The sequence below is a fragment of the Aquimarina rhodophyticola genome (genome assembly GCF_042434915.1).
Classification (GTDB): Bacteria; Bacteroidota; Bacteroidia; order Flavobacteriales; family Flavobacteriaceae; genus Aquimarina.
In genome coordinates, this window is sequence record NZ_CP170198.1 from 2,390,273 (window position 1) to 2,414,930 (window position 24,658).

The window sequence follows — 24,658 nt, forward strand, 5'->3', positions numbered from 1 at the left end:
TTTTTAACTATATTTACCTAACCAATTTAAATTATGAAAAATTCACTTCTCATGTAACGACTGCACGTTATTACTATACTATAAGTTTGTTTTATTTTTTGATTTTTATATTGGGTATCCTTAAAACTGTCTATTACCCTATACTATGAAAAAAATACTCTTATTTTTTTTTATCATTTTATTTTCAATAAATTTTTCGTTTTCCCAATTAAGTAATCAACATTATTTACCTCCTTTAAAACAGGTTACAAACAATCAAGCAATTCGTCAACAGGCTTTTTATCTTTCTACTCCAGAGACATCACCTTTTGATGTATTGGTATATAGGGGGACAAACCCCTCTCCAATCGCTACGCTAGTTAATCTATCTAGCACTACTCCAATACAATATGACATTGCCAACGGAGACAACAATATTACTTTGGTTACAAATGCGAACACAGGAGTAGTGTTATCTAACAGTGGTTTGAGGTTCGAAGCTCCTGGAGGAGAAAATTTTTATGTCAATTATAGAGGAAGATCGGGGGCTCAAGCTACCTCATTAACCTCTAAGGGAGTACAAGCCTTAGGTACTTCGTTTAAATGGGGAGGAATTCCAAATAGAGCTAATAATGCTAACTTGACATCAACTTTGGGTATTATGGCTACTGAAGATGGAACAACCGTCAATATTTTTGGGTATGATCCAGCCTGTGAATTTCGCTTAGCTGGAGATCCTGATGGTCTCATTGATGATTCTATCCAAATTGTCTTAAATGCAGGGCAAACTTTTGTACTCGAAGCAAGAAAAGGTGAAACCTCGGCCAATATTGATGGTTGGCTAGGAGCCTCAATTAAGTCTAATAAAAATATAGCTATTAGTAACGGAGGTTTAAATACTGGCGTTCGTATTGGTTCCCAAAGTAGGGATGCAGCTATTGACCAACCCGTTCCAGAAAATGTATTAGGACGCGAATATGTATTTGTAAGAGGTAATGGGACAAATGAAACCGAATTTCCCATAATTATTGGTACTCAAAACGGAACAGAAATTTTTGTTAATGGTGCAACCACCCCGATAGCAACTATAAACACAGGCGAATATTTTGAAATCCCAGGGAGCAACTATTCTGGCGGTTCGGCGGGAGCAAATATGTATGTAAATACTTCAAAAGAAACTTACGCATATCAATGCCTCGCTGGCTCGACTGGTATTCAAACTATTGGATTAAATTTTATAGCACCTGTTAACTGCTTATTACCCGATAACCTCGAAAGTATTTCAAATATTAGAGATGTCGATAATCTGGAATTTGACGGCGGAATTACCATTATAGCGTCTACTACAACCCCTGATGAAAACATCGTTGTTACAGATGATACGGGTATTGTAAATAAGCCTACCTCTATTCCAGTTATAGGGTCACCAGATTGGAAAACATTTTTTGTGTCAGGACTTTCTGGAGATGTTTCTGTACAATCAACAGGTCCGATAGCTGTTGGATTTCTTGGTGTTAACAGCAATGCTGGAATCGCTGGTTATTTTTCAGGGTTTGATTCGGTTCCTGTAGTTGCGCTGGATGTATCGGGCGGAGGTTGTCTTCCTGGTTCAGATGTTTTTGAAATATCAAATAGTTTTGATGCGTATCAATGGTTCCAAAACGGAGCTCAAATTGTGGGCGCTACAACAAGTACTTATACTCCAACAGAGCCTGGTGATTTTTTTGTTAGAGTTACCAAGGGAAGCTGCACATATGATTCTGCTATTCTTTCCGTTTATAATTGTGATCCAGAAATCGTTATTAAAAAAACTGTTGATAACTCAAATGCATTAGAGGGAGACAATGTAATTTTTACTATAACGGTTGAACATTTAGGTGTCAATCCTGTTAGCAACTTGGTCATTAATGATGTACTCCCGGCAGAACTTTCCTTTGTCAGTGGCACTCCTAGTTTTGGCACTTGGGTAGCTCCTAATTGGACTATAGGATCCATGTTTAGTGGAGAATTGCATTCATTGCAGGTTACAGCCTCTGTAAATGAAATAGACGCAACAACCACAGTTACAAATATTATCAGTAATACGCAAAATGAAATTGAAGCTAATACTCTTCCAGATGATTTTACCGAAGATGTTACGATTACCAATAGCGACGTTACGATCACCAAACAGGATCAAGCACCTATTGATGGTAGTTATGATACTGTAGGAGAACAAATTGTTTATAATTTTGTAGTTAACAATACTGGAGAAGTTCCATTAAATAATATTACCATTTCAGATTCAAATATTGATGTTGGTAGTCTTACACCATCAACAGTTTCAAATCTTCCTGTTGGAGCCTCTGCAACCTTTACTGCAACGCACACAATTACACAAGATGATATTGAAGCAGATCAAGTTATTAACTCTGCTACCGTATTTGCTGAGTTATCAAATGGGTTTATAATCTCGGATATCTCAGACGACCCAGATGATACTACAACCAATATCGACGACCCAACCATTACTCCTATTGATCAAAAAGGTGCTTTAGTTTTAGAAAAAATTGCCCAACCCGCACAAGATGGATTATATGATACTATAGGAGAAGTTATTCAATACGAATTAACAGTGTTCAATACAGGTAATGTGAGTTTAACTAATGTTTCAATTACAGATTCTTTTGCAGATGCTGGATCTATCTCTCCCACCAATATCACAAACTTACCAGCTGGTTCATCTGCAATTTTTACAGCGCAACACACCTTGGTAGTAGATGATTTTAATAATGGGAGTGCCACGAATACTGCAACGGTTTCTGGAACCGAGGTGGTTGAAGGAACATTAATCACAGATACATCCGATGATCCCACAACGATAACACCAGAGGATGCTACTGTAGTTACAATACCCCAGTTTGGACAATTAAGTGTTACTAAAGTAGATGAAGCACCCGCTGATGGATCCTACGATACAATTGATGAAACCATACGCTATACCATCGTTATAGAAAGTGTAGGAACTGTTACTATTACAAATATAAATGTTGTCGATCCAAATGCCGATACTATTATTTTACTAGGTACTACTGGAACAGATGCGGGAGGTGATATGACTGTAGACAGCATGGATCCAGGAGATACAGCAACATATCTCGTTACTCACTCCATAACCCAAGAGGATTTAGACACGGGGCAAGTTGTAAATACCGCAACAGCTGGAGGACAAGATCCTGCCGGAGGTAGTGTTACAGATTTATCGGATGATCCAGATAACCCAAACAATACTATAGATGATCCAACAGTTACAAATTTAGGGTCTTCTCCCTCGTTATTTTTAACAAAAGTAGCAGATGAGGATACAGATGTAGTATTTAATCAAAATATCACCTATACTTATCAACTAACCAATAACGGAAATGTGACGTTTGATAATGTAACCCTAGAGGATTTACATTTAGGAACTGGTACACTAAGCCCAATTACTTTACAAAGCACTACGGGGTCAGATATTGGAGGTGATGCAATTGTTGACGAATTAGCTCCAAATCAGGTAGCTATATTCGAATCCTCATATCGTATAACGCAAGAAGATATTGATAATCAAACTGATATTCTTAATACTGCTACGGCGACAGGTAATCCTAGAACAGGCTCATTAATTGACCCTTCTGTTCAGGAAATTATTAGTGTTATAACCGAAGCTCCAAATATAGAAGCTACAAAAACACAAGTAATCGTAGATAATGGAGATGGTAGCGATGGTATTAATGATGTCATAAACTATACTATTATAATTACCAATACTGGCAATGTAACACTTACCTCCATTGCTATAACAGATACTTTTGTTGATGCTAACGGACAATCACTAAACTTAGATATACCACCTACCTTTGATTCCGCAACTCTGGGCAGTACAGAAGGAACTCTTTTAGTTGGAGAAACAGCTACCTACCTGGCTAGATATACGTTAACACAAGAAGCTGTCGATGCAGGAGGAGTGAGCAACAGCGTACTGGTAGCAGCAACTTCTCCTCAAAACACTGCTGTTAGTGATACTAGTGATGATGGAGATGATGCAGATGGAAACACAACGAATGATACTACAGATTTTACTATAACCGAAGCCCCAAGTATAGAAGCTACAAAAACACAAGTAATCGTAGATAATGGAGATGGTAGCGATGGTATCAATGATGTCATAAACTATACTATTACAATTACCAATACTGGCAATGTAACACTTACCGCCATTGCTATAACAGATACTTTTGTTGATGCTAACGGACAATCATTAAACTTAGATACACCACCTACCTTTGATTCCGCAACTCTGGGCAGTACAGAAGGAACTCTTTTAGTTGGAGAAACAGCTACCTACCTGGCTAGATATACGTTAACACAAGAAGCTGTCGATGCAGGAGGAGTGAGCAACAGCGTATTGGTAGCAGCAACTTCTCCTCAAAACACTGCTGTGAATGATACTAGTGATGATGGAGATGATGCAGATGGAAACACAACAAATGATACTACAGATTTTACTATAACCGAAGCTCCAAGTATAGAAGCTACAAAAACACAAGTAATCGTAGATAATGGAGATGGTAGCGATGGTATTAATGATGTCATAAACTATACTATTACAATTACCAATACTGGCAATGTAACACTTACCGCCATTGCTATAACAGATACTTTTGTTGATGCTAACGGACAATCACTAAACTTAGATATACCACCTACCTTTGATTCCGCAACTCTGGGCAGTACAGAAGGAACTCTTTTAGTTGGAGAAACAGCTACCTACCTGGCTAGATATACGTTAACACAAGAAGCTGTCGATGCAGGAGGAGTGAGCAACAGCGTATTGGTAGCAGCAACTTCTCCTCAAAACACTGCTGTTAGTGATACTAGTGATGATGGAGATGATGCAGATGGAAACACAACAAATGATACTACAGATTTTACTATAACCGAAGCTCCAAATATAGAAGCTACAAAAACACAAGGAATCGTAGATAATGGAGATGGTAGCGATGGTATTAATGATGTCATAAACTATACTATTACAATTACCAATACTGGCAATGTAACACTTACCTCTATTGCTATAACAGATACTTTTGTTGATGCTAACGGACAATCACTAAACTTAGATATACCACCTACCTTTGATTCCGCAACTCTGGGCAGTACAGAAGGAACTCTTTTAGTTGGAGAAACAGCTACCTACCTGGCTAGATATACGTTAACACAAGAAGCTGTCGATGCAGGAGGAGTGAGCAACAGCGTATTGGTAGCAGCAACTTCTCCTCAAAACACTGCTGTGAATGATACTAGTGATGATGGAGATGATGCAGATGGAAACACAACAAATGATACTACAGATTTTACTATAACCGAAGCTCCAAGTATAGAAGCTACAAAAACACAAGTAATCGTAGATAATGGAGATGGTAGCGATGGTATTAATGATGTCATAAACTATACTATTACAATTACCAATACTGGCAATGTAACACTTACCGCCATTGCTATAACAGATACTTTTGTTGATGCTAACGGACAATCACTAAACTTAGATACACCACCTACCTTTGATTCCGCAACTCTGGGCAGTACAGAAGGAACTCTTTTAGTTGGAGAAACAGCTACCTACCTGGCTAGATATACGTTAACACAAGAAGCTGTCGATGCAGGAGGAGTGAGCAACAGCGTATTGGTAGCAGCAACTTCTCCTCAAAACACTGCTGTGAATGATACTAGTGATGATGGAGATGATGCAGATGGAAACACAACGAATGATACTACAGATTTTACTATAACCGAAGCTCCAAGTATAGAAGCTACAAAAACACAAGGAATGGTAGATAATGGAGATGGTAGCGATGGTATTAATGATGTCATAAACTATACTATTACAATTACCAATACTGGCAATGTAACACTTACCTCTATTGCTATAACAGATACTTTTGTTGATGCTAACGGACAATCACTAAACTTAGATATACCACCTACCTTTGATTCCGCAACTCTGGGCAGTACAGAAGGAACTCTTTTAGTTGGAGAAACAGCTACCTACCTGGCTAGATATACGTTAACACAAGAAGCTGTCGATGCAGGAGGAGTGAGCAACAGCGTATTGGTAGCAGCAACTTCTCCTCAAAACACTGCTGTTAGTGATACTAGTGATGATGGAGATGATGCAGATGGAAACACAACGAATGATACTACAGATTTTACTATAACCGAAGCTCCAAATATAGAAGCTACAAAAACACAAGGAATCGTAGATAATGGAGATGGTAGCGATGGTATTAATGATGTCATAAACTATACTATTACAATTACCAATACTGGCAATGTAACACTTACCTCTATTGCTATAACAGATACTTTTGTTGATGCTAACGGACAATCACTAAACTTAGATATACCACCTACCTTTGATTCCGCAACTCTGGGCAGTACAGAAGGAACTCTTTTAGTTGGAGAAACAGCTACCTACCTGGCTAGATATACGTTAACACAAGAAGCTGTCGATGCAGGAGGAGTAAGCAACAGCGTATTGGTAGCAGCAACTTCTCCTCAAAACACTGCTGTTAGTGATACTAGTGATGATGGAGATGATGCAGATGGAAACACAACAAATGATACTACAGATTTTACTATAACCGAAGCTCCAAATATAGAAGCTACAAAAACACAAGTAATCGTAGATAATGGAGATGGTAGCGATGGTATTAATGATGTCATAAACTATACTATTACAATTACCAATACTGGTAATGTAACACTTACCGCCATTGCTATAACAGATACTTTTGTTGATGCTAACGGACAATCATTAAACTTAGATATACCACCTACCTTTGATTTCGCAACTCTGGGTAGTACAGAAGGAACTCTTTTAGTTGGAGAAACAGCTACCTACCTGGCTAGATATACGTTAACACAAGAAGCTGTCGATGCAGGAGGAGTAAGCAACAGCGTATTGGTAGCAGCAACTTCTCCTCAAAACACTGCTGTTAGTGATACTAGTGATGATGGAGATGATGCAGATGGAAACACAACGAATGATACTACAAATTTTACTATAATACCAGAACCAAGCCTTCGTCTTGTTAAAACAAGTGAACTCAATGGGACTATGGTTGGTGATATAATTACTTATACATTTGAAATTGTTAATACTGGAAATGTTACTATTAACAATATTACCATCGATGACCCATTGACAGAAAGCATAGCTTTAGATGCTACTCCATCTACATTAGAACCAGAAGAAATTGCAACCGCCATAGCAACCTATGCTATTACTCAAGAAGATATTAATCTTGGTAACGTTGAAAATAGTGCCATGGTTATTGGATTCGATCCCAGAGGAAATAGTGTGATGGATGTTTCGGATAATGGAGATGAGGCTGTGGATGAAGATAATGATGGAGACCCTACTAATGACAAAACAATAACACTAATTGAACAAACACTGAATCTTGCAGTTACAAAAGTAGGCACCTATGAAGACTCCAATAATAACGGAATAGTAAATGCAGGAGATCAAATAAAGTACACTTTTAGAATAGAAAACACGGGCACTGTAGATATCATAAATATTACATTAACCGATCCGCTTCCAAACATTCTAGTATCTGGAGGTCCTATTGATCTAAAGGTTGGAGAATCAAACGAAGATGAATTTACGGCAATATATGTACTGAAGCAGCAAGATATTGTTCAAAAACAAATAATTAATCAAGCTACAGCTATCGGACAAGGGCCATCTGGCACTATAGTATCAGACTTATCAGATGATCCCAACGTTGATACCAATATTGATTTGGATCAAGATGGTGATTTTGAGGATAAAACAATTACTATAATAGACTTTGGAGGTGATGAACTAATTATTTATAAAGGAATCTCTCCAAATGGTGATGGTAAAAACGATGAGTTTAGAATTGTTGGATTAGATAATTTTCCTAATAATAATTTAAAAATTTTTAATAGATGGGGAGTGATTGTTTTTGAACAAAATAATTATGAACAACCAAACTCAGAACTGTTTAAAGGAGCAAGTAGCGGTCGTTCAACCATTAGCAAAAGAAGAAATTTACCCGTAGGGACTTATTATTATGTATTAGAATATTCAAATAATAACGGGACAAGAAAATCAAAAACAGGATACTTATACATTAACCGATAAACTGAATAGCTAATTTATATTATTTGTTATAATTAAATCAATATTACTTAAAACAGCGTTAAGTAAATTATATACCTATAATAAATTTGACAGTATCATCCAAATAACAAAAACCTGCAAAAAAATTGCAGGTTTTGTAATTGATGTGACCGCGGAGGGATTCAAACCCCCAACCCTCAGAGCCGAAATCTGATGCGCTATTCAGTTGCGCCACGCGGCCAATTTAATTACGATAATTTTGCTTTCACAATTGTAGAAATTGTTTTTCCGTCAGCCTTACCCGTAAGTTTTGCATTTGCTTGTCCCATTACTTTCCCCATATCTTTCATACCTTCTGCACCAGTTTTTGCAATTATATCAGCAACTACCTTTTCTATTTCAGCTTCGCTTAACTGCTCGGGTAAAAATTGAGAAATTACTTCGGCTTGAGCCAACTCTGGTTCTGCCAGATCACTTCTCTTCTGTTCAGTAAAAATAGCTGCACTATCCTTACGTTGTTTTACCAATTTTTGAAGTAATTTTAGTTCTTCCTCATCCGTCAAAGTTTCCTTGGCAGACCCAGTTTCTGTCTTTGCAAGTAAAATAGCTGATTTAATCGCTCGTAATGAGGTTAATGCATTAGAATCTTTTGCTTTCATAGCCTCTTTCATTGCCGTCATTACTTTTTGCTCTAAACTCATGGTGATAGTGATTACTTTTAATCAAGTTATTAATGGACTGCGAAGATAAAAAATAAACCGATATTCTCTAGATAGAATATCGGTTATCTGTATTTTTTTATAAAAGCTAAATTAGTCTACATTATCATGCAGAAATGAATTATTTCTACGCAACTGTATCTCATCATTCTCATCGGTTCCAAGACTTGTTCTTGATAGTCCTGAACCATCTGATCGTGAGGCTACATCTATTCCCGCTCTTTTATACGCTGGTTCTTTTTCTATTTCCTCGATATTTGAACTATTTCTAAATTTATAATTAAATTCTTTCATTTTTGCGCGTCGCTCTGCTGCACGCGCTCTTAATGTCTCAGAAATAGGTTGATCAATAGGGTCGACCACCTCGGGAGTAGTTTCTTCTGTAACTTTAGGTTCTACAATTTTCTTTTCAAGAATAATTTCTTCCTCTTCTTCTAAAGTTTGAACTACCGGTTTAGCTTCAGACAAACGTTTTTCTTCTTCCATATAATCCTCTAAACTGTATTTACGAACTTCATCATTTATAGATTCTGTCGTAGGCACAACTTCTATGGGATCTTTAACATCTACGTTTAAAATATCATCGGTGAGATCAAAAATTATGGGTTTTTCATCCTCAACATGTTTCTTACTGTCGATTTGAACTGTTTCTTTTGGCTCATCAACCTGTTTTTCCTCCTGCTGGACTGGCATATCAAATGCCAAAGTAAACTGATCTTCTTTTGCTTTTTCTGTAATTAGTTCTTCTCTAACATCTTCTGCGTCCTTTACCTCTATCTGATTAATAATGTCCTGTGCATTGATAATTACAAAATCTTCATCTTTTGAAAAAGGTTTTACTACCTCATATTCTACATCAATATTTTTCAGAAACTCTGTAGTAGGAATAAATGATGTATTCTTTATTGGTTGCTCAAGCTGTTCATCATCTAACAAAGTATGTTTAATAATAGGATCAGGTTTTACTTCTTCTTTTTTAGGAAGTTCTCTAAATAAAGGTGTAGTACTACTTGTAGATTTAGGCGTAAGACTTTGCGTTAATGCACGCTGCTCATCGTCCAACGTATGGATAATTTTTTTAGTTTCTGTATTAACTATTTCATCTTGTTGTTCTACATTAAATCCAGTTGCAATTACTGTAACAGATATTGCATCTTCTAGAGATTCGTCTTCTCCAACACCCATAATTATGTTGGCTCCATGTCCTGCCTCTTGTTGTATATGATCATTAATTTCTCCTATCTCATCTATAGTTATTTCTTCTTTTCCAGAAACAATTAATAACAAAACATTTTTGGCACCCGTTATTTTGTTATCATTTAACAATGGTGAATCCAATGCCTTAACAATAGCATCATGAGCACGTTTGGCACCAGAGGCATTAGCAGAGCCCATAATTGCCGTACCACTATTACTAAGTACTGTTTTGGCATCACGTAAATCTATGTTTTGAGTATAGTGATGTGTAATTACCTCGGCAATACCTCTAGAGGCTGTTGCCAAAACTTCGTCTGCTTTTGAGAATCCAGCTTTAAAGCCAAGATTTCCGTATACTTCTCGTAATTTATTATTATTAATCACTACAAGAGAATCTACTTGAGAACGCAATTTTTCGACCCCTAACTGTGCCTGTTCGTTACGCATTCTACCTTCAAACTGGAAGGGTATGGTTACGATTCCGACAGTTAGAATATCCAACTCTCTAGCCATTTTTGCTATTATGGGTGCAGCACCTGTACCTGTACCGCCTCCCATACCTGCTGTTATAAAAATCATCTTGGTATTGGTATCCAACATTCTTTTTATCTCTTCGTAGCTCTCTACTGCAGCTTTTTCTCCAACTTCTGGATTCGCTCCGGCACCTAACCCTTCGGTTAGTGAAACGCCTAATTGTATTTTATTAGGTATCGGACTATTGTCCAACGCTTGCGAATCTGTATTACAAATTACAAAATCTACTCCCTTAATACCCTGTTGAAACATATGATTGATAGCATTGCTACCGCCTCCTCCAACACCTATCACTTTGATAACATTGGATTGATTTTTAGGTAAATCAAACGAAATATTTTCAAACTCTTCATTACTACTCATAATTGCTAATTTTATGGTTCTCTTACTTTTTTTCCTTTTCTTCTTTATTTTTTTCCTTTCAAGCTAAGGATACTTATTCTGCGTTATCCAAAAACTCTTTAAATTTTTCAGTCCACTTTTCTAATATATTTCGGCGTGGCTTGGTAATAGTTTCTTTAACAACGGCATCATCATGATGCTCTGGCGCTATAGTTTGTTCTGTTTCAGTTTGTACAGTTTCTTGCCGTGTTGATGCTCTGGCATCTATAGCTCGCTGTTTTTTGAGATGCGTTAAACTATCCATTACTAAACCAACTGCGGTGGCATACATGGGGCTTGTAGTTTCAGAATCGCTATCCCCAGCAAGATGTTCGTTTGGATATCCTATTCTAGTATCCATACCTGTTATATATTCGACCAGTTGCTTTAAATGCTTTAACTGCGCACCTCCTCCTGTAAGTACAATACCAGCTATTAATTTTTTCTTAGGTGACTCGTGTCCATAATTTTTAATTTCTAAAAATACTTGCTCGATAATTTCTACAACTCTTGCATGAATGATTTTAGATAAATTTTTTAAAGTTATTTCCTTTGGTTCTCTGCCTCTAAGCCCAGGAATTGAGACAATTTCATTCTCTTTATTTTCACCTGGCCATGCAGATCCAAACTTAATTTTAAGTAGCTCTGCTTGTTTCTCTATTATAGAACATCCTTCCTTAATATCTTCTGTAATAACATTTCCCCCAAAAGGAATGACTGCAGTATGACGAATAATACCATCTTTAAAAATGGCTAAATCTGTAGTACCACCACCTATATCAATCAATGCAACACCTGCTTCTTTTTCTTCTTGACTTAGCACTGCGTTTGCAGATGCCAATGGCTCTAATGTCACATCGGATAATTCTAAACCAGAACTTTTGACGCAACGCCCAATATTGCGTATCGAGGTTACTTGACCAACTACTACATGAAAATTTGCTTCTAACCGACCTCCATACATGCCTACTGGTTCTTTAATTTCGGCTTGACCATCCACCTTATATTCTTGAGGCAGTACATGCAAAATCTCTTCACCTGGTAGCATCACCAATTTATGAACTTGATTGCATAACATATCGATATCATTCTCATCAATAACAGCATCGGCATTGGACCTCGTTATATAATCACTGTGTTGTAGACTGCGAATATGTTGACCTGCAATCCCTACGGTCACCTTTTCTATTTTAACTCCTGAAACACTTTCTGCCTCTTGTACCGCTTGTTGAATCGATTGTATTGTTTGTGTTATATTATTTACTACACCTCGGTGTACTCCCAAACTTTTGGATTTACCTACACCCAATACCTCCATTTTACCGTATTCATTGTACCGACCAGCCATAGCAACAATCTTGGTTGTTCCTATATCTAGACCTACAGCTATTTCCTTTTCTTCTCCTTTCATTGGTATCATTTTTTTGTACACACCACTTGATTACTGAACTGAAGGCTCACTTTTTTATAAGCACTTAAGCTTTTATCTTTTAAAGCTTTTTGATAAAACGCTTTGAAATTATCAATTTTACTATTTAAAGATTCTATTTTTCCTAATACTACAGTAAATGTGTAAACGCGTAAGCCCATTTCATAAGCTCCCTCTTTATTTCTATTTATACTTACTACATGTTTTTTTAAAAATTCATCCTCTTGTATTTTGGTTAGTAAAGGGTAAATTTCATTTACTTCCCGTTGCGAAACATTATATACCATAGGCACATGAGCAGCATGGTTATTTGATAGCGGCATCATCTTTCCTGTAGCATCTACATAAAAAGGTGTAACCGCATTAACCCTAGCAATTGGGGTGCGTTGCTTTATTTTAACCTTAAGTTCTCCGTTTACAGTAAGATACACATCTGAATTCTCTATCATTTTGTGTGCATCTAATTCTTTTTCCACTAAGTTCAAAACTAAAGTTTCTTTGCCCACGTTCGTCACTCCATCAGAATTTTGTATCAACAATTTATTAACTGTATTTTCACTGATATAAGGATTTTGTTCTTCGATAAATTCTATGCGGACTTTATCAATTGTCCTAGCCTCATTTCGATTCTTTGTAAATGCAAATAACAAGATTATCACTACTAGCAACCCTATGGACCTCAAATAATATATCATTCCTTTCATACGAGTAGTGCATTTTTGATAGGTTCAACTTCGGCTCCAATATCTCCTGCTCCAATAGTTACAATAACATGAGCATCAGATTTTTTAATCTCTATAATTAAATCTTTCTTTTCTATTACTTTTTTCTTTTCACAAGAGATCATATTCAACAACCAACTAGAAGTAATTCCAGGAATTGAAGTTTCTCTTGCAGGATAAATATCTAATAACAACAACTCATCAAACAAGCTTAAGCTCTCTGCAAAAGCGGCTGCAAAATCTCTTGTTCTACTATATAAATGCGGTTGAAAAACACCTAACACCTTTTTATTTGGGTGCATTTGTCTAATCGCTTGATTAAGTGCGTTAATCTCGGTTGGGTGGTGTGCATAATCATCTATAAAGACTTTGTTATCTGTTTTAATCTGATAGGTAAACCTGCGCTGCACACCTTTAAATGTTGAGAGTGCTTTTACCAAATTTTCAATGGATACACCAAACAACAATGCCATCGCAAAAGCTACAATTGCATTTAACAAATTATGATCCCCTGGCAAAGTCAGCGCTACATTTTTAATATATTGCTTGGGTGTTTTGAGATCAAAAATATAGGTTCCATTATCAATCCGGATTTTTTGTGCACTATAATCTGAAGCATCTCTTAAACCAAAGGTTAAGCCATTTAATGGTAAACCAGATGCTACTAGAAGATGGTCTTTGGCTCTATCTGAAAATTCTATAAATGACTGTTCTAGCTGATCAGCTTGTTCATAAATATCCAAATGATCTGCATCCATAGAGGTAATCGCCACTATATCTGGGTAAAGTTGCATAAAAGAACGATCAAACTCATCTGCTTCAACCACAACGACATCGGTGCCTTCCAAAATCAAATTAGAATTATAGTTTTCACTTATTCCACCTAAAAATGCAGTTACTTTAATGCCACTAGCTTTCAAAAGATGTGCTAAAATAGCCGTAGTTGTAGTTTTACCATGAGTACCAGCCACGGCTAAGGTGTAAGTATCTTGTGTTATAATTCCTAAAACTTCTGCACGTTTTTTAACTATGTAACCCTGCTTTTTAAAATAAGTAAGTTGCAGATGATCTTTTGGAACTGCTGGTGTATAAACAATTAAAGTATCGTTACTATTTTGAAAAGTTTGTGGTATATAATCAACATTATCATCAAAATGTATTTCAATACCTATAGCCTGTAACTCTGATGTTAGCTTTGTAGGTGTCTTATCATAACCTGCTACATTTTTATCACTAAATTTAAAATATCTAGCCAATGCACTCATCCCGATACCACCGATACCGATAAAATATACATTTTTTATATGATCCAATGTAGTATTCATATTCCGTTTACTGTCGCTTTATTTTTAATATACTCTCAATCTCATTAACAATTTCTTGTGTTGCATTTGGTAATGCTAATTTTTGAATTGTTTCCCCTAACCGTTTCTGTAAAGATGAATCTTCCAAAAGTTTCTTGAATGTATTTTGAAAAGTTGTATCCAAATCTTTTTCTTTAACCAATAATGCTCCATCTTGATCTACAATTGCTTGGGCATTTTTGGTTTGATGATCTTCGGCAACATTTGGCGAAGGAATAAAAATTACTGGTTTACCTACAAGACATAGCTCAGACACAGATCCTGCACCAGCTCTAGATAATATAATATCTGCACTTGCGTATGCTAAATCCATGGTGTCGATAAATTGATGTACCTGCACATCTTGATTGTTGGTATACTTTTTATACTCTTCAAAATAAAGTTTACCGCACTGCCATATGATTTGAATGTTTTTATCTGCAAAAAACTTTAGGTTTGAGACTATCAACTGATTGATGCGTCGAGCCCCCAGACTCCCACCCAAAACTAATAATGTTGTTTTATTTGAAGAAAGTCCGTACTTACTGCTTCCTTTCTCTCGTTTACCACTTAGATCCAAAAGATCCTGACGCACAGGATTACCGGTTAGTTTGATTTTATTTTCTGGAAAAAAACGTTCTAATCCAGAATAAGCAACACAAATACTATGCGCACTTTTTGCTAACCATTTATTTGTGATCCCTGGATATGAGTTTTGTTCTTGTAACAAGGTAGGAACATTGGCGTTTACAGCCATTCTTAACAAAGGACCGCTTGCAAATCCGCCAGTACCAATAGCTATGTTAGGTTTAAAGGTTTTGATAATTTTTCTTGACGTTAAAAGACTGCTTATCAGCTTCAAAGGAAATATAAGATTACTCCAAGTCAATTTCCGTTGAACTCCGCTAATCCATAATCCCTTTATAGTATACCCTGCACTCGGTACCTTCTGCATTTCCATTCTGTCTTTTGCGCCGACAAAAAGTATTTCGGCATTAGGATATCGATGTCTTATTTCATTTGCAATAGCAATAGCTGGGTAGATATGACCTCCCGTTCCTCCTCCAGATAATATAATTTTAGGTGCTATCCTCATACCGCTTCGCTTAAAATTTCAAGAGCATTCTTTTTATTTGAATCCTCATACCGTTCGCTTTGTTTATCCAAAATTTCTTCTCGATTTGAGCTTACACTCAAAACAATACCAATCGCCAGACACGTCATCCAAATAGATGAACCTCCACTACTAATTAACGGTAAGGTCTGTCCTGTAACGGGAAATAACTCTACAGCTACAGCCATATTAATAAATGCCTGAAATACAATTGGAAGCCCAACCCCAATTACTAATAACTTACCGAACACATCGGCACTTTTATGAGCTACGATAACAATTCTAAATAGCAAAAGAGCGTATAACAACATTAAAAATAGCCCGCCTAAAAGCCCCCACTCTTCAACAATAATTGCGTAAATAAAGTCTGAAGAAGATTGAGGTAAAAAATTACGTTGTACACTTTTACCTGGACCTTTACCCATCAGTTCACCGCGAGCAATTGCTATTTTTGCTCTCTCAATTTGGTAATCTTCTTCGGTATCTGTGTTATCTACAAAATTTTCTACACGACTAACCCAAGTATCAACCCTATTTGGAAACACACCAGGAAAAGCTTTAGCAAAAAGGACAAAAAATGCCAAAACCACCGCTCCTGTTCCTAGGATTACCATAATATGTTTTAAGGGATACCCACCCAAAAAAACCAATACGATTACCATTACAAAAAGTATTGCTGTCGTAGAAAAATTAGCTGGCAGAATCAACATTAATATAATAAAAACAGGCAACCATAAGGGCACCAATGTTTCCTTAAACGCAACCCTTTTATCTTTAATTTTTGTTAAATATCTAGCCACAAATGTCATTAATACAACTGCAGACAATGTAGAGGTTTGAAAAGTAACTCCTACAAAAGGCAATCGTATCCATCGACTAGCGTTTGCCCCTTCAATTGTCGTGTTTTGTGCCATGGTAAGCAATAATAACACTACAATAACTGGAAGCATTATAAGAGACAATCCTTTGAAATAATGGTATGGTATTTTATGTATCCAATACATAATCCCAAAACCTAAAGCCAAATGTGCAAAGTGCTTTATTAAAAAACCAAACGTATCCCCATCTCCATAAAGGTAGGCCAAATTACTACTGGCGCTATACACAGGAAGAAAAGAGAAGATTGCCAACAATGCAGCAACTGCCCAGATCATTCTATCTCCTTTTATATTTTTGAGTACGCTCTTCATGTATTATATCTTAATCACTAATCATTTTAAGTTTAAAGCTCTCTTACAGCTTCTTTAAACTGTCTCCCTCTATCTTCATAATTTTTAAATAGATCAAAACTTGCACACGCAGGGGATAATAATACATTATCATTGCGTTCTGCTATCTTATAAGCATATTGTACTGCTTCTTTCATCGATTGCGTTTCTACAATATTATCTACACAATTTCCAAAGGCATTAATAATTTTAGTGTTATCAACACCTAAACAAATAATCGCTTTGACTTTCTCATTAATCAAGGCATACAATTCAGAATAATTGTTGCCCTTATCTACGCCCCCAACAATCCAAACTGTTGGCGATTTCATTGCATCTAAAGCATAAAATGCAGCATTGACGTTGGTTGCTTTAGAATCATTTATGTATTGAACATTATTAATTTTTAAAACATCTTCTAATCGATGCTCTACACCATGAAAATTCTCTAAACATTCTCTAATCGTATTTTTTCTAATACGTAGTAATTGCGCAACTGTGGCTGCTGCCATGGCGTTTTTTACGTTATGATTTCCTTTTAAAGCTAAATTTGCTGTTGGCATAATAAATTTGTTATTATCTATTGTTAGTATAATATTGTCGTTATCTAAATATGTTCCTTCGGTTACTTTTTTAGTTAATGAAAACGGAAGTAACTTGGATTGAACCGGGTGTTTTTCTAAATAATTAGTGATGACTGCATCATCTGCATCGTATATAAAATAATCAGATAAGGTCTGATTCTTTATTATTCTGAATTTGGAAGCGATGTACTTATTAAAATCATACGCATAACGATCCAAATGATCTGGAGTTATATTTGTTATAACAGCAATGTGAGGTCTAAAGTTCTCAATACCATCTAACTGAAAACTACTTAATTCTAACACATACTGTGAGGCTTGATCGCTAACCACCTCTTCGGCAAAACTATTACCTATGTTGCCTACCGCAATACTTTTTAAACCGCCACCTTTTAATACATGATCAATTAAGGTGGTTGTCGTTGTTTTACCGTTGCTACCAGTAATACCAATCAACATAGCCTGTGTATATGGATAAGCAAATTCTATTTCGGAGATAACTGGAATTTGATTCTTTCTGAGTAGCACAACGATTGCTGCAGTATCAGGAATACCAGGGCTTTTCATAACAACATCTGCGTTTAAAATTAACGACTCGGTATGTTTCTCCTCTTCCCAATCGATATTAAGACGTGCAAGAACTTCTTTACTGTTGGCAGAAATTTTTCCATGATCAGACACAAAAATCTCGAATCCATGTTGTACACCGAGAAGCGCAGTACCAATTCCGCTCTCTCCAGCACCTAGAATTACTAATCTTTTTATGTTCTTTTCTCTCATTACCTATATTATAATTATCTCACCTTTAAAGTAACAACAGTGAGAATCGCTAGGAAAATACCTATAATCCAAAATCGAGTAACAATTTTACTCTCGTGTATACCTTTTTTTTGATAATGGTGGTGCAGAGGGGACATTAGAAAAATTCTTCTTCCGTCACCGTATTTCTTTTTGGTATATTTAAACCAACCTACCTGCATCATTACGGATAAGGTTTCTATAAAGAAAATACCGCAAAGCACTGGTATTAAAAATTCCTTTCTAGTAGCAATAGCTAATACTGCAATAATTCCTCCTATCGTTAAACTACCAGTATCTCCCATAAACACTTGCGCTGGATAAGTATTATACCATAAAAATCCTACCAGCGCACCAGCAAAGGCAGTTATAAAAACGGTCATTTCTCCAGAATTAGGTATGTACATAACATTGAGATAATCTGAGAATATTATGTTTCCCGATACCCACGCAAAAAGTGCTAAAGTCAGAACAATAATCGCCGAAGAACCTGCCGCTAACCCATCAATACCATCGGTTAGATTAGCTCCATTAGAAACAGCTGTAATAATAAATATTACAAACGGTATAAAAATAATCCATGCATACTTACTCATTTCAGGGCTTATCCAAGTGATTAAATCTGCGTAATCAAATTCATTATTTTTGAAAAAAGGGATGGTCGTTTTGGATGATTTTTGAGCGGGTTTAAACTCAGGCTTGTTCTTATCTAATTTTATAACAACTTCTGCAGGAGATTTTGTGACTTCTTCTTTTACTGTGATGTCATCATGAAAATACATTACACAACCAACAATTAGTCCTAATCCTACTTGGCCTATGACTTTGAATTTACCTGCTAACCCTTCTTTATCTTTGCGTTTAATCTTGAGATAATCATCAGTGAAACCAATGATTCCCATCCAAACAGTTGTAATAATTAAAACTACCACATAGATATTATCCAATTTGGCTAAAAGTAAAACAGGAACTAAAGTTGCCAATATTATTATAAGTCCACCCATAGTCGGGGTTCCCGCTTTTTCCATTTGACCTTCTAATCCTAGCTCTCTAATACTTTCTCCCATCTGTCTATGCTGAAGAAAACGAATAATCCGTTTTCCATAAATAGTTGATATCAATAGGGATAAAATGATTGCCATTGCCGCTCTGAATGTTAGAAACTGAAACAAAGTTGCACCAGGAAACTGGTACTCACTTTCTAAATATTCGAAGAGATAGTATAACATAATTTATCTTTTAATTCTTGTTGTTAAGTGTATAGGCTTATTTACCCAGTACATTTAATTCTTCAGTTACAATTTTTAAATCATCAAATTCTGATCGCACATTATTAATTTCTTGATAGGTCTCATGTCCCTTTCCTGCGATGAGAATAATATCTTCTTTATTTGCTAATTGACACGCTGTTTTGATCGCCTGCAAGCGATTAGTGATTGCAAGTGTTTTCTTATAATCCTGTGGTGCTACTCCTTTTTGGATAGCTCTAATGATAGCTTCTGGATCTTCGGTCCTGGGGTTGTCACTGGTAAAGATTACTTTATCACTCAATTGTGCAGCAATTGCACCCATTATTGGACGTTTAGTGCTATCACGATCCCCTCCACAACCAACTACGGTAATGAGGGTTTCACTCTTGGTACGAATATCATTGAGTGTTTCTAACACATTTTTTAGTGCGTCTGGAGTGTGTGCATAATCAACAACTGCGGTTATTTTACCCTTAGAAATAAAATATTGAAATCTACCTGCAACACTTTCTAAAGTACTTATAAGCCTAAGAACCTCTATGCGCTGAAGTCCCAATAACTCTGCAGTAGCATAAATAGCCAACAGATTATACGCATTAAAACTTCCTATTAATTTGCTCCAAACCTCATTATCATCAAACTTAAGCAAAAGACCTCCTAGGTTATTCTCCAAAATTTGACCTCGATAATCTGCATAACTTTTTAATGCGTAACTGTATCCTTTGGCTTTACTATTTTGAAGCATAAATGAGCCATTCTTGTCATCCTTATTAATTAGCGCAAAAGCAGAAGGTGGTAGTATATCAAAAAACTCTTTTTTAACATCTCTATATTCTTTAAATGTTTTATGATAATCCAAATGATCATGTGATAGGTTTGTAAACACACCGCCAGCAAAGGTTAAGCCTTCGATTCTGTTTTGATGTATTCCATGAGAACTCACTTCCATAAAACAAAACTCAACACCCTCATCATTCATCAATTTCAAATATTTATTGAGCATAACAGAATCAGGAGTTGTATGAGTAGCTTTGTATGTTGTATTGTCAACTATTATTGCAACAGTAGACAACAACCCTACTTTGAAGCCAGCCTTTTTAAATAATTGATACAATAATGTCGCGATGGTAGTTTTACCATTTGTACCCGTTACTCCTACCAACTTTAGGTTTGCTGAAGGGTTTTCGTAATAATTAGAACTCATAATAGCCAATGCTACTTGAGTATTCTCTACTTTTATATATGTAATATGATCAACTATATCTGCAGGCATTGCTTCACATATTACAGCTACCGCACCAGATTTAATAGCTTTTTCTATATAATCATGACCATCAGAGTGAACGCCGCGTATTGCCACAAAAAGATCATTTTCACTCACCTCACGTGAATCAAAATGAATATGTTGAATGGTGCGCCGCGTATTACCAACTACTGTTTCGATAGCTACCTTATACAATATGTCTTTTAACTCAATCATGATAGTATTAATCTGATAGTTTGATTTTTTTCAATTTTTGTTCCTGGTGCAATAGATTGCTCCCTTACATAACCTAGTCCTTGAAGCTCGACACGCATACCCATATTCTCTAATAAAGAGATTACATCCATTGCTGACATCCCTTCTACATTAGGCATAATAGTTTTATATTTTTGTGCTGTACTATAATATTGATTAAAACTTTGTCTAACTTTTTTACTTTCTACAACCAACGGTGAAACTTCGTCGATTGTAGGTATATCATTATAAATTTTAGTGGCAATTGCTTTAAAGACTGGTGCAGCTACAATATTGCCATAATATCCTTTTGTTTTATCTGGTTTGTGAATCACTATTATGCATGAATACATTGGCTTGTCTGCAGGAAAGTACCCGGCAAATGAGGCTATATATTCCCGCTCTTTATCTTTCCCATAATTACCCCAACACGTACCTGTCTTACCAGCAATTGTGAAATTACTTGTCTGTATATTATCTGCCGTACCTCTTAACACGACATTTTTCATCATTTGTTGAGCTATCTTGGCGGTTTCTTTTGAACAAATTGCGGGGTTAAGAATTTGCTTATCAAAACGCTCCTTAGTTTTATCCCAAGCCCGAACTTCTTTAATAAATCTAGGCTTCACCATCTCGCCATCATTTGCAATCGCATTATAAAAAGCTAAAACTTGCAACGGGGTCATAGAAACTCCATATCCATGCGCCATCCATGGAAGCGTAGTACCATACCAATCATCATCTCCTGGATAGGGAATTTTGGGCTGACCTTCTCCTTTTATAGAAAGTCCTAAATCTTTGTCCAAGCCCATATTAATAAGACGGTTTACAAATTTATGGGGATTGTTTTTATATTTTTCGTCAATTATTTTGGCAAAAGCTGTATTTGATGATACTTCAAAAGCTTTTGCAGCAGATATCACACCATAGCCTCCCCATTTGGAATCCTTTACGGTTCGATCATAAAATTTTACTCGCCCGTTTTCGGTATCAACAGTATAGCTAGAATCAATTACTTTATCCTCTAGAGCTGCAACGAGTGTCATTAATTTAAAGGTAGACCCGGGCTCATGAGATTCGCCTACGGCGTAATTAAGTTTTTCATAATATTTACCCGAATGCGTTCTTCCTAGATTTGAAATAGCTTTGATTTCTCCTGTTTTAGTTTCCATCACCACAGCAGTTCCATGTTCTGCCTCAAACTCTTCCAACTGCGCTAGAAGTGCATGATGGGTAATATCTTGAATATTTACATCAATGGTTGAAATAACATCATATCCATCCAAGGGCTCCACTTCGTTAGCATCTCCGATCGGTTTCCATTGGTTTTTGGCTATTTTTTGTTTTTTCCTTTTTCCTTCTTTCCCTCTTAGATAAGGACCATAAGCTCCCTCCAACCCTACTCGGGTATAATAACCTTGAGCATCTCTACGTTCGTAACCCACAGTTCGCTCTGCAATTTTACCTATGGGATGCTCTCGTACCGTACGTTGCTCTACTATAATACCTCCTCTATTAGCTCCAAACTTAAAAAGAGGAAATTGTTTTACACGCATATATTGAGAATACCCTAAATTTCTCTTAATAAGCACATACCTATTTTTATTAGCTCTTGCTTTACGTAAAAGACGATTGTAATGCTCTGCAGGCTCTCCAAATTCTTTGGCAAGCGCCTGGGTTAAAGGTTTAATATAGGTCCTGAAATCTTTATCTTTAATTGTTACTGCATCAAACCGTATATCATATTTGGGTACAGAAGTAGCTAATAAATTACCTTTACTATCATACAAATTTCCGCGATTTGCAGGAATATCAAATGTTCTAAATACACGCTCTTGTGCTTTTTGACGGTATACATCACCTTCGACAAACTGTATGTTGACTAGCTTCATCATTATTACAATGGCAAAAACTAACATCAGCCCAGCGACTATATATAAACGGTTTAGTATGTTTTTTTCTTTGACTGCCAACTTATTCTAAATGTTTTACTATAATTTTTTTAGGTGGATTTTTGGGTTCTTTGATTCCGATTCTCATCATTTTATCAATAACCGATGATTCCATTTTAAGCTGCATCAGTTCTGTACGACCATCGACAAACTGCGTTCTCAACTCTCTCACCTCATCATTCAATCTAGCTATTGTATGCACTTTACTTTCGGCATTGTGTGAACTACCAATCATAACTATAGCCAAGAAAGAAAGAAATAAAAGCATTCTCCAATTTTTAATGGCATCATCTGCTATTAAAAATTTACCTTTTAATATGTCGTATAAAGTTTGCTTCATAATCACAAAAACTTTTACAAACGTTCGGCTATCCGAAGTTTGGCACTTCGAGCCCTACTATTACTCTTAATTTCTTCGGCAGACGGAATAAGTAAGCCTCCAACTTTTTTAAAGGGAACAGACACATGCCCATATAAATCCTTTTCTGGCTCACCTTCAAAAAGTCCGTTTCTGATATACCGTTTTACCAAGCGATCTTCTAAGGAGTGATATGAGATCAAACTTATTCTTCCTCCTGGGTGAAGCAGTGCTTCTGTTTGCAACAAAAATTCTTTTAAGACCTCAATTTCTTGATTAACCTCTATACGTATCGCTTGGTAGATTTGAGCAAGAAGTTTGTGCTCTTTATAATTCACCAGAAAGGGGCGAAGAATTTCTTTTAAAGTCTCACTCGTTTTTATTTTTTCTTCTTTTCTAGCTTCTATAATTGCCCGAGCTAATTTTGGAGCAGATCGCAATTCTCCATATTGATAAAAAACATTTCTTAACACTTCTTCATCATACTCATTAACTACATGATAAGCCGAGAGTGAGCTTTCCTGATTCATCCTCATATCTAACTCTGCCTCAAACCGAGTAGAAAAACCCCGTTCTGCCACATCAAATTGATGAGAAGAAACACCAAAATCACCTAATATTCCATCAACTTTTTTAACCCCGTAGAGTCGCAAAAACCGTTTTATAAATCTAAAATTCTCATTTATCAATGTAAATCTAGAGTCGTCAATCACATTTTGTAACGCATCACGGTCTTGATCAAAAGCATACAACTTTCCTTCTGGACCTAATTGCGCCAGTATCTCCTTAGAATGACCACCACCACCAAAGGTTACATCCACATACACGCCATCAGGCTTGATTGCCAAGCCATCGACAGTTTCCTTTAACAATACTGGATTATGATATTCCATCTGTTTCATCTTCAAATCCCATTACTTCTTCAGCCAAATCAGCAAAATCATCTGCAGCGTCATCTATCGCTTTTTCATATTGATCTTTATCCCAAACCTCCAAAATATTCACTGCGGAAGAGAGAACTAACTCCTTTTTTATTCCGGCAAAACCAATTAAATCTTTAGGTATTAAAAGCCTACCAGTAGCATCGATTTCAACAATCTTTACGCCCGCAGTAAACCTTCTTATAAAATCATTATTCTTTTTTTTAAAGCGATTTAGCTTATTAATTTTTCCCATTAACGTATTCCATTCTGCCATAGGGTATAGCTCTAAACACGACTGAAAAACAGATCGTTTAAGCACAAAACCTTCCTGTAAAACTGGAGACAATTGCTTCTTAAAAGCAACAGGCAACATGAGACGTCCCTTAGCGTCTGCTTTGCACTCATATGTCCCTATCAGATTTAACACAAGACTGAATTTTTCCGTTTAATAATTCAAATATATCGAAAATATTACCACTTTTTACCACAATCTACC

15 protein-coding genes and 1 tRNA gene are annotated in these 24,658 nt (G+C 36.2%); 1 reads left to right on the forward strand and 15 read right to left on the reverse strand.

Annotated elements, in window-relative coordinates; genetic code table 11:
• The first annotated feature begins 145 nt into the window (after positions 1–145).
• Positions 146–8,173: a gliding motility-associated C-terminal domain-containing protein gene (locus ACE939_RS10365; RefSeq protein WP_378185501.1), complete on the forward strand. Its 8,028-nt coding sequence runs from the start codon at positions 146–148 to the stop codon at positions 8,171–8,173.
• A gap of 146 nt (positions 8,174–8,319) precedes the next feature.
• Here ACE939_RS10365 and ACE939_RS10370 read toward each other — a convergent pair.
• The 15 genes from ACE939_RS10370 to mraZ all read right to left on the reverse strand — a co-directional run bounded on the left by ACE939_RS10370 (position 8,320) and on the right by mraZ (position 24,589).
• Positions 8,320–8,393: transfer RNA gene (locus ACE939_RS10370), tRNA-Arg, on the reverse strand.
• Between the two features lie 7 nt (positions 8,394–8,400).
• Positions 8,401–8,853: a GatB/YqeY domain-containing protein gene (locus tag ACE939_RS10375; RefSeq protein ID WP_378185502.1), complete on the reverse strand. Its 453-nt coding sequence runs from the start codon at positions 8,851–8,853 to the stop codon at positions 8,401–8,403.
• Between the two features lie 111 nt (positions 8,854–8,964).
• On the reverse strand, positions 8,965–10,965 hold the full coding sequence (gene ftsZ, locus ACE939_RS10380; RefSeq protein WP_378185503.1) for a cell division protein FtsZ: 2,001 nt from the start codon (positions 10,963–10,965) through the stop codon (positions 8,965–8,967).
• A 73-nt stretch (positions 10,966–11,038) separates the two neighbouring features.
• Entirely contained in the window at positions 11,039–12,394 is a 1,356-nt protein-coding gene (ftsA, locus tag ACE939_RS10385) for a cell division protein FtsA (protein ID WP_378185504.1), read from the reverse strand.
• A 5-nt stretch (positions 12,395–12,399) separates the two neighbouring features.
• On the reverse strand, positions 12,400–13,116 hold the full coding sequence (locus ACE939_RS10390) for a cell division protein FtsQ/DivIB (protein ID WP_378185505.1): 717 nt from the start codon (positions 13,114–13,116) through the stop codon (positions 12,400–12,402).
• Entirely contained in the window at positions 13,113–14,459 is a 1,347-nt protein-coding gene (gene murC, locus ACE939_RS10395) for a UDP-N-acetylmuramate--L-alanine ligase (protein ID WP_378185506.1), read from the reverse strand. The genes ACE939_RS10390 and murC overlap by 4 nt, the downstream gene beginning before the upstream one ends.
• Positions 14,460–14,466: 7 nt before the next feature.
• Positions 14,467–15,573: an undecaprenyldiphospho-muramoylpentapeptide beta-N-acetylglucosaminyltransferase gene (gene murG, locus ACE939_RS10400; RefSeq protein ID WP_378185507.1), complete on the reverse strand. Its 1,107-nt coding sequence runs from the start codon at positions 15,571–15,573 to the stop codon at positions 14,467–14,469.
• A complete protein-coding gene (locus tag ACE939_RS10405; protein ID WP_378185509.1) occupies positions 15,570–16,781 on the reverse strand; it encodes an FtsW/RodA/SpoVE family cell cycle protein in 1,212 nt (403 codons plus the stop codon). The genes murG and ACE939_RS10405 overlap by 4 nt, the downstream gene beginning before the upstream one ends.
• Positions 16,782–16,813: 32 nt before the next feature.
• Positions 16,814–18,163, reverse strand: a complete 1,350-nt coding sequence (murD, locus tag ACE939_RS10410) for a UDP-N-acetylmuramoyl-L-alanine--D-glutamate ligase (RefSeq protein ID WP_378185510.1) — start codon at positions 18,161–18,163, stop codon at positions 16,814–16,816.
• Between the two features lie 14 nt (positions 18,164–18,177).
• On the reverse strand, positions 18,178–19,410 hold the full coding sequence (gene mraY, locus ACE939_RS10415) for a phospho-N-acetylmuramoyl-pentapeptide-transferase (protein WP_378185511.1): 1,233 nt from the start codon (positions 19,408–19,410) through the stop codon (positions 18,178–18,180).
• Positions 19,411–19,447: 37 nt separating this feature from the next.
• Entirely contained in the window at positions 19,448–20,911 is a 1,464-nt protein-coding gene (locus ACE939_RS10420; protein ID WP_378185512.1) for a UDP-N-acetylmuramoyl-L-alanyl-D-glutamate--2,6-diaminopimelate ligase, read from the reverse strand.
• Entirely contained in the window at positions 20,908–22,902 is a 1,995-nt protein-coding gene (locus ACE939_RS10425; protein ID WP_378185513.1) for a penicillin-binding protein, read from the reverse strand. Before ACE939_RS10425 ends, ACE939_RS10420 begins: the two co-directional genes overlap by 4 nt.
• A gap of 1 nt (position 22,903) precedes the next feature.
• Positions 22,904–23,221, reverse strand: coding sequence for an FtsL-like putative cell division protein (locus ACE939_RS10430; protein WP_378185514.1), 318 nt, complete (start codon positions 23,219–23,221; stop codon positions 22,904–22,906).
• 14 nt (positions 23,222–23,235) lie between these two features.
• Entirely contained in the window at positions 23,236–24,132 is an 897-nt protein-coding gene (gene rsmH, locus ACE939_RS10435; RefSeq protein ID WP_378188437.1) for a 16S rRNA (cytosine(1402)-N(4))-methyltransferase RsmH, read from the reverse strand.
• The gene (mraZ, locus tag ACE939_RS10440; protein ID WP_378185515.1) at positions 24,119–24,589 is read right to left on the reverse strand and encodes a division/cell wall cluster transcriptional repressor MraZ; all 471 of its coding nucleotides are present in this window, start codon (positions 24,587–24,589) and stop codon (positions 24,119–24,121) included. The genes rsmH and mraZ overlap by 14 nt, the downstream gene beginning before the upstream one ends.
• Positions 24,590–24,658: the final 69 nt, after the last annotated feature.

Excerpts from the sequence above, each read along its gene's own strand:
- ACE939_RS10365 (WP_378185501.1), top strand. The coding sequence starts at position 146 with ATGAAAAAAATACTCTTATTTTTTTTTATCATTTTATTTTCAATAAAT.
- ACE939_RS10375 (WP_378185502.1), bottom strand. The coding sequence starts at position 8,853 with ATGAGTTTAGAGCAAAAAGTAATGACGGCAATGAAAGAGGCTATGAAA.
- ftsZ (WP_378185503.1), bottom strand. The coding sequence starts at position 10,965 with ATGAGTAGTAATGAAGAGTTTGAAAATATTTCGTTTGATTTACCTAAA.
- ftsA (WP_378185504.1), bottom strand. The coding sequence starts at position 12,394 with ATGAAAGGAGAAGAAAAGGAAATAGCTGTAGGTCTAGATATAGGAACA.
- ACE939_RS10390 (WP_378185505.1), bottom strand. The coding sequence starts at position 13,116 with ATGAAAGGAATGATATATTATTTGAGGTCCATAGGGTTGCTAGTAGTG.
- murC (WP_378185506.1), bottom strand. The coding sequence starts at position 14,459 with ATGAATACTACATTGGATCATATAAAAAATGTATATTTTATCGGTATC.
- murG (WP_378185507.1), bottom strand. The coding sequence starts at position 15,573 with ATGAGGATAGCACCTAAAATTATATTATCTGGAGGAGGAACGGGAGGT.
- ACE939_RS10405 (WP_378185509.1), bottom strand. The coding sequence starts at position 16,781 with ATGAAGAGCGTACTCAAAAATATAAAAGGAGATAGAATGATCTGGGCA.
- murD (WP_378185510.1), bottom strand. The coding sequence starts at position 18,163 with ATGAGAGAAAAGAACATAAAAAGATTAGTAATTCTAGGTGCTGGAGAG.
- mraY (WP_378185511.1), bottom strand. The coding sequence starts at position 19,410 with ATGTTATACTATCTCTTCGAATATTTAGAAAGTGAGTACCAGTTTCCT.
- ACE939_RS10420 (WP_378185512.1), bottom strand. The coding sequence starts at position 20,911 with ATGATTGAGTTAAAAGACATATTGTATAAGGTAGCTATCGAAACAGTA.
- ACE939_RS10430 (WP_378185514.1), bottom strand. The coding sequence starts at position 23,221 with ATGAAGCAAACTTTATACGACATATTAAAAGGTAAATTTTTAATAGCA.
- rsmH (WP_378188437.1), bottom strand. The coding sequence starts at position 24,132 with ATGGAATATCATAATCCAGTATTGTTAAAGGAAACTGTCGATGGCTTG.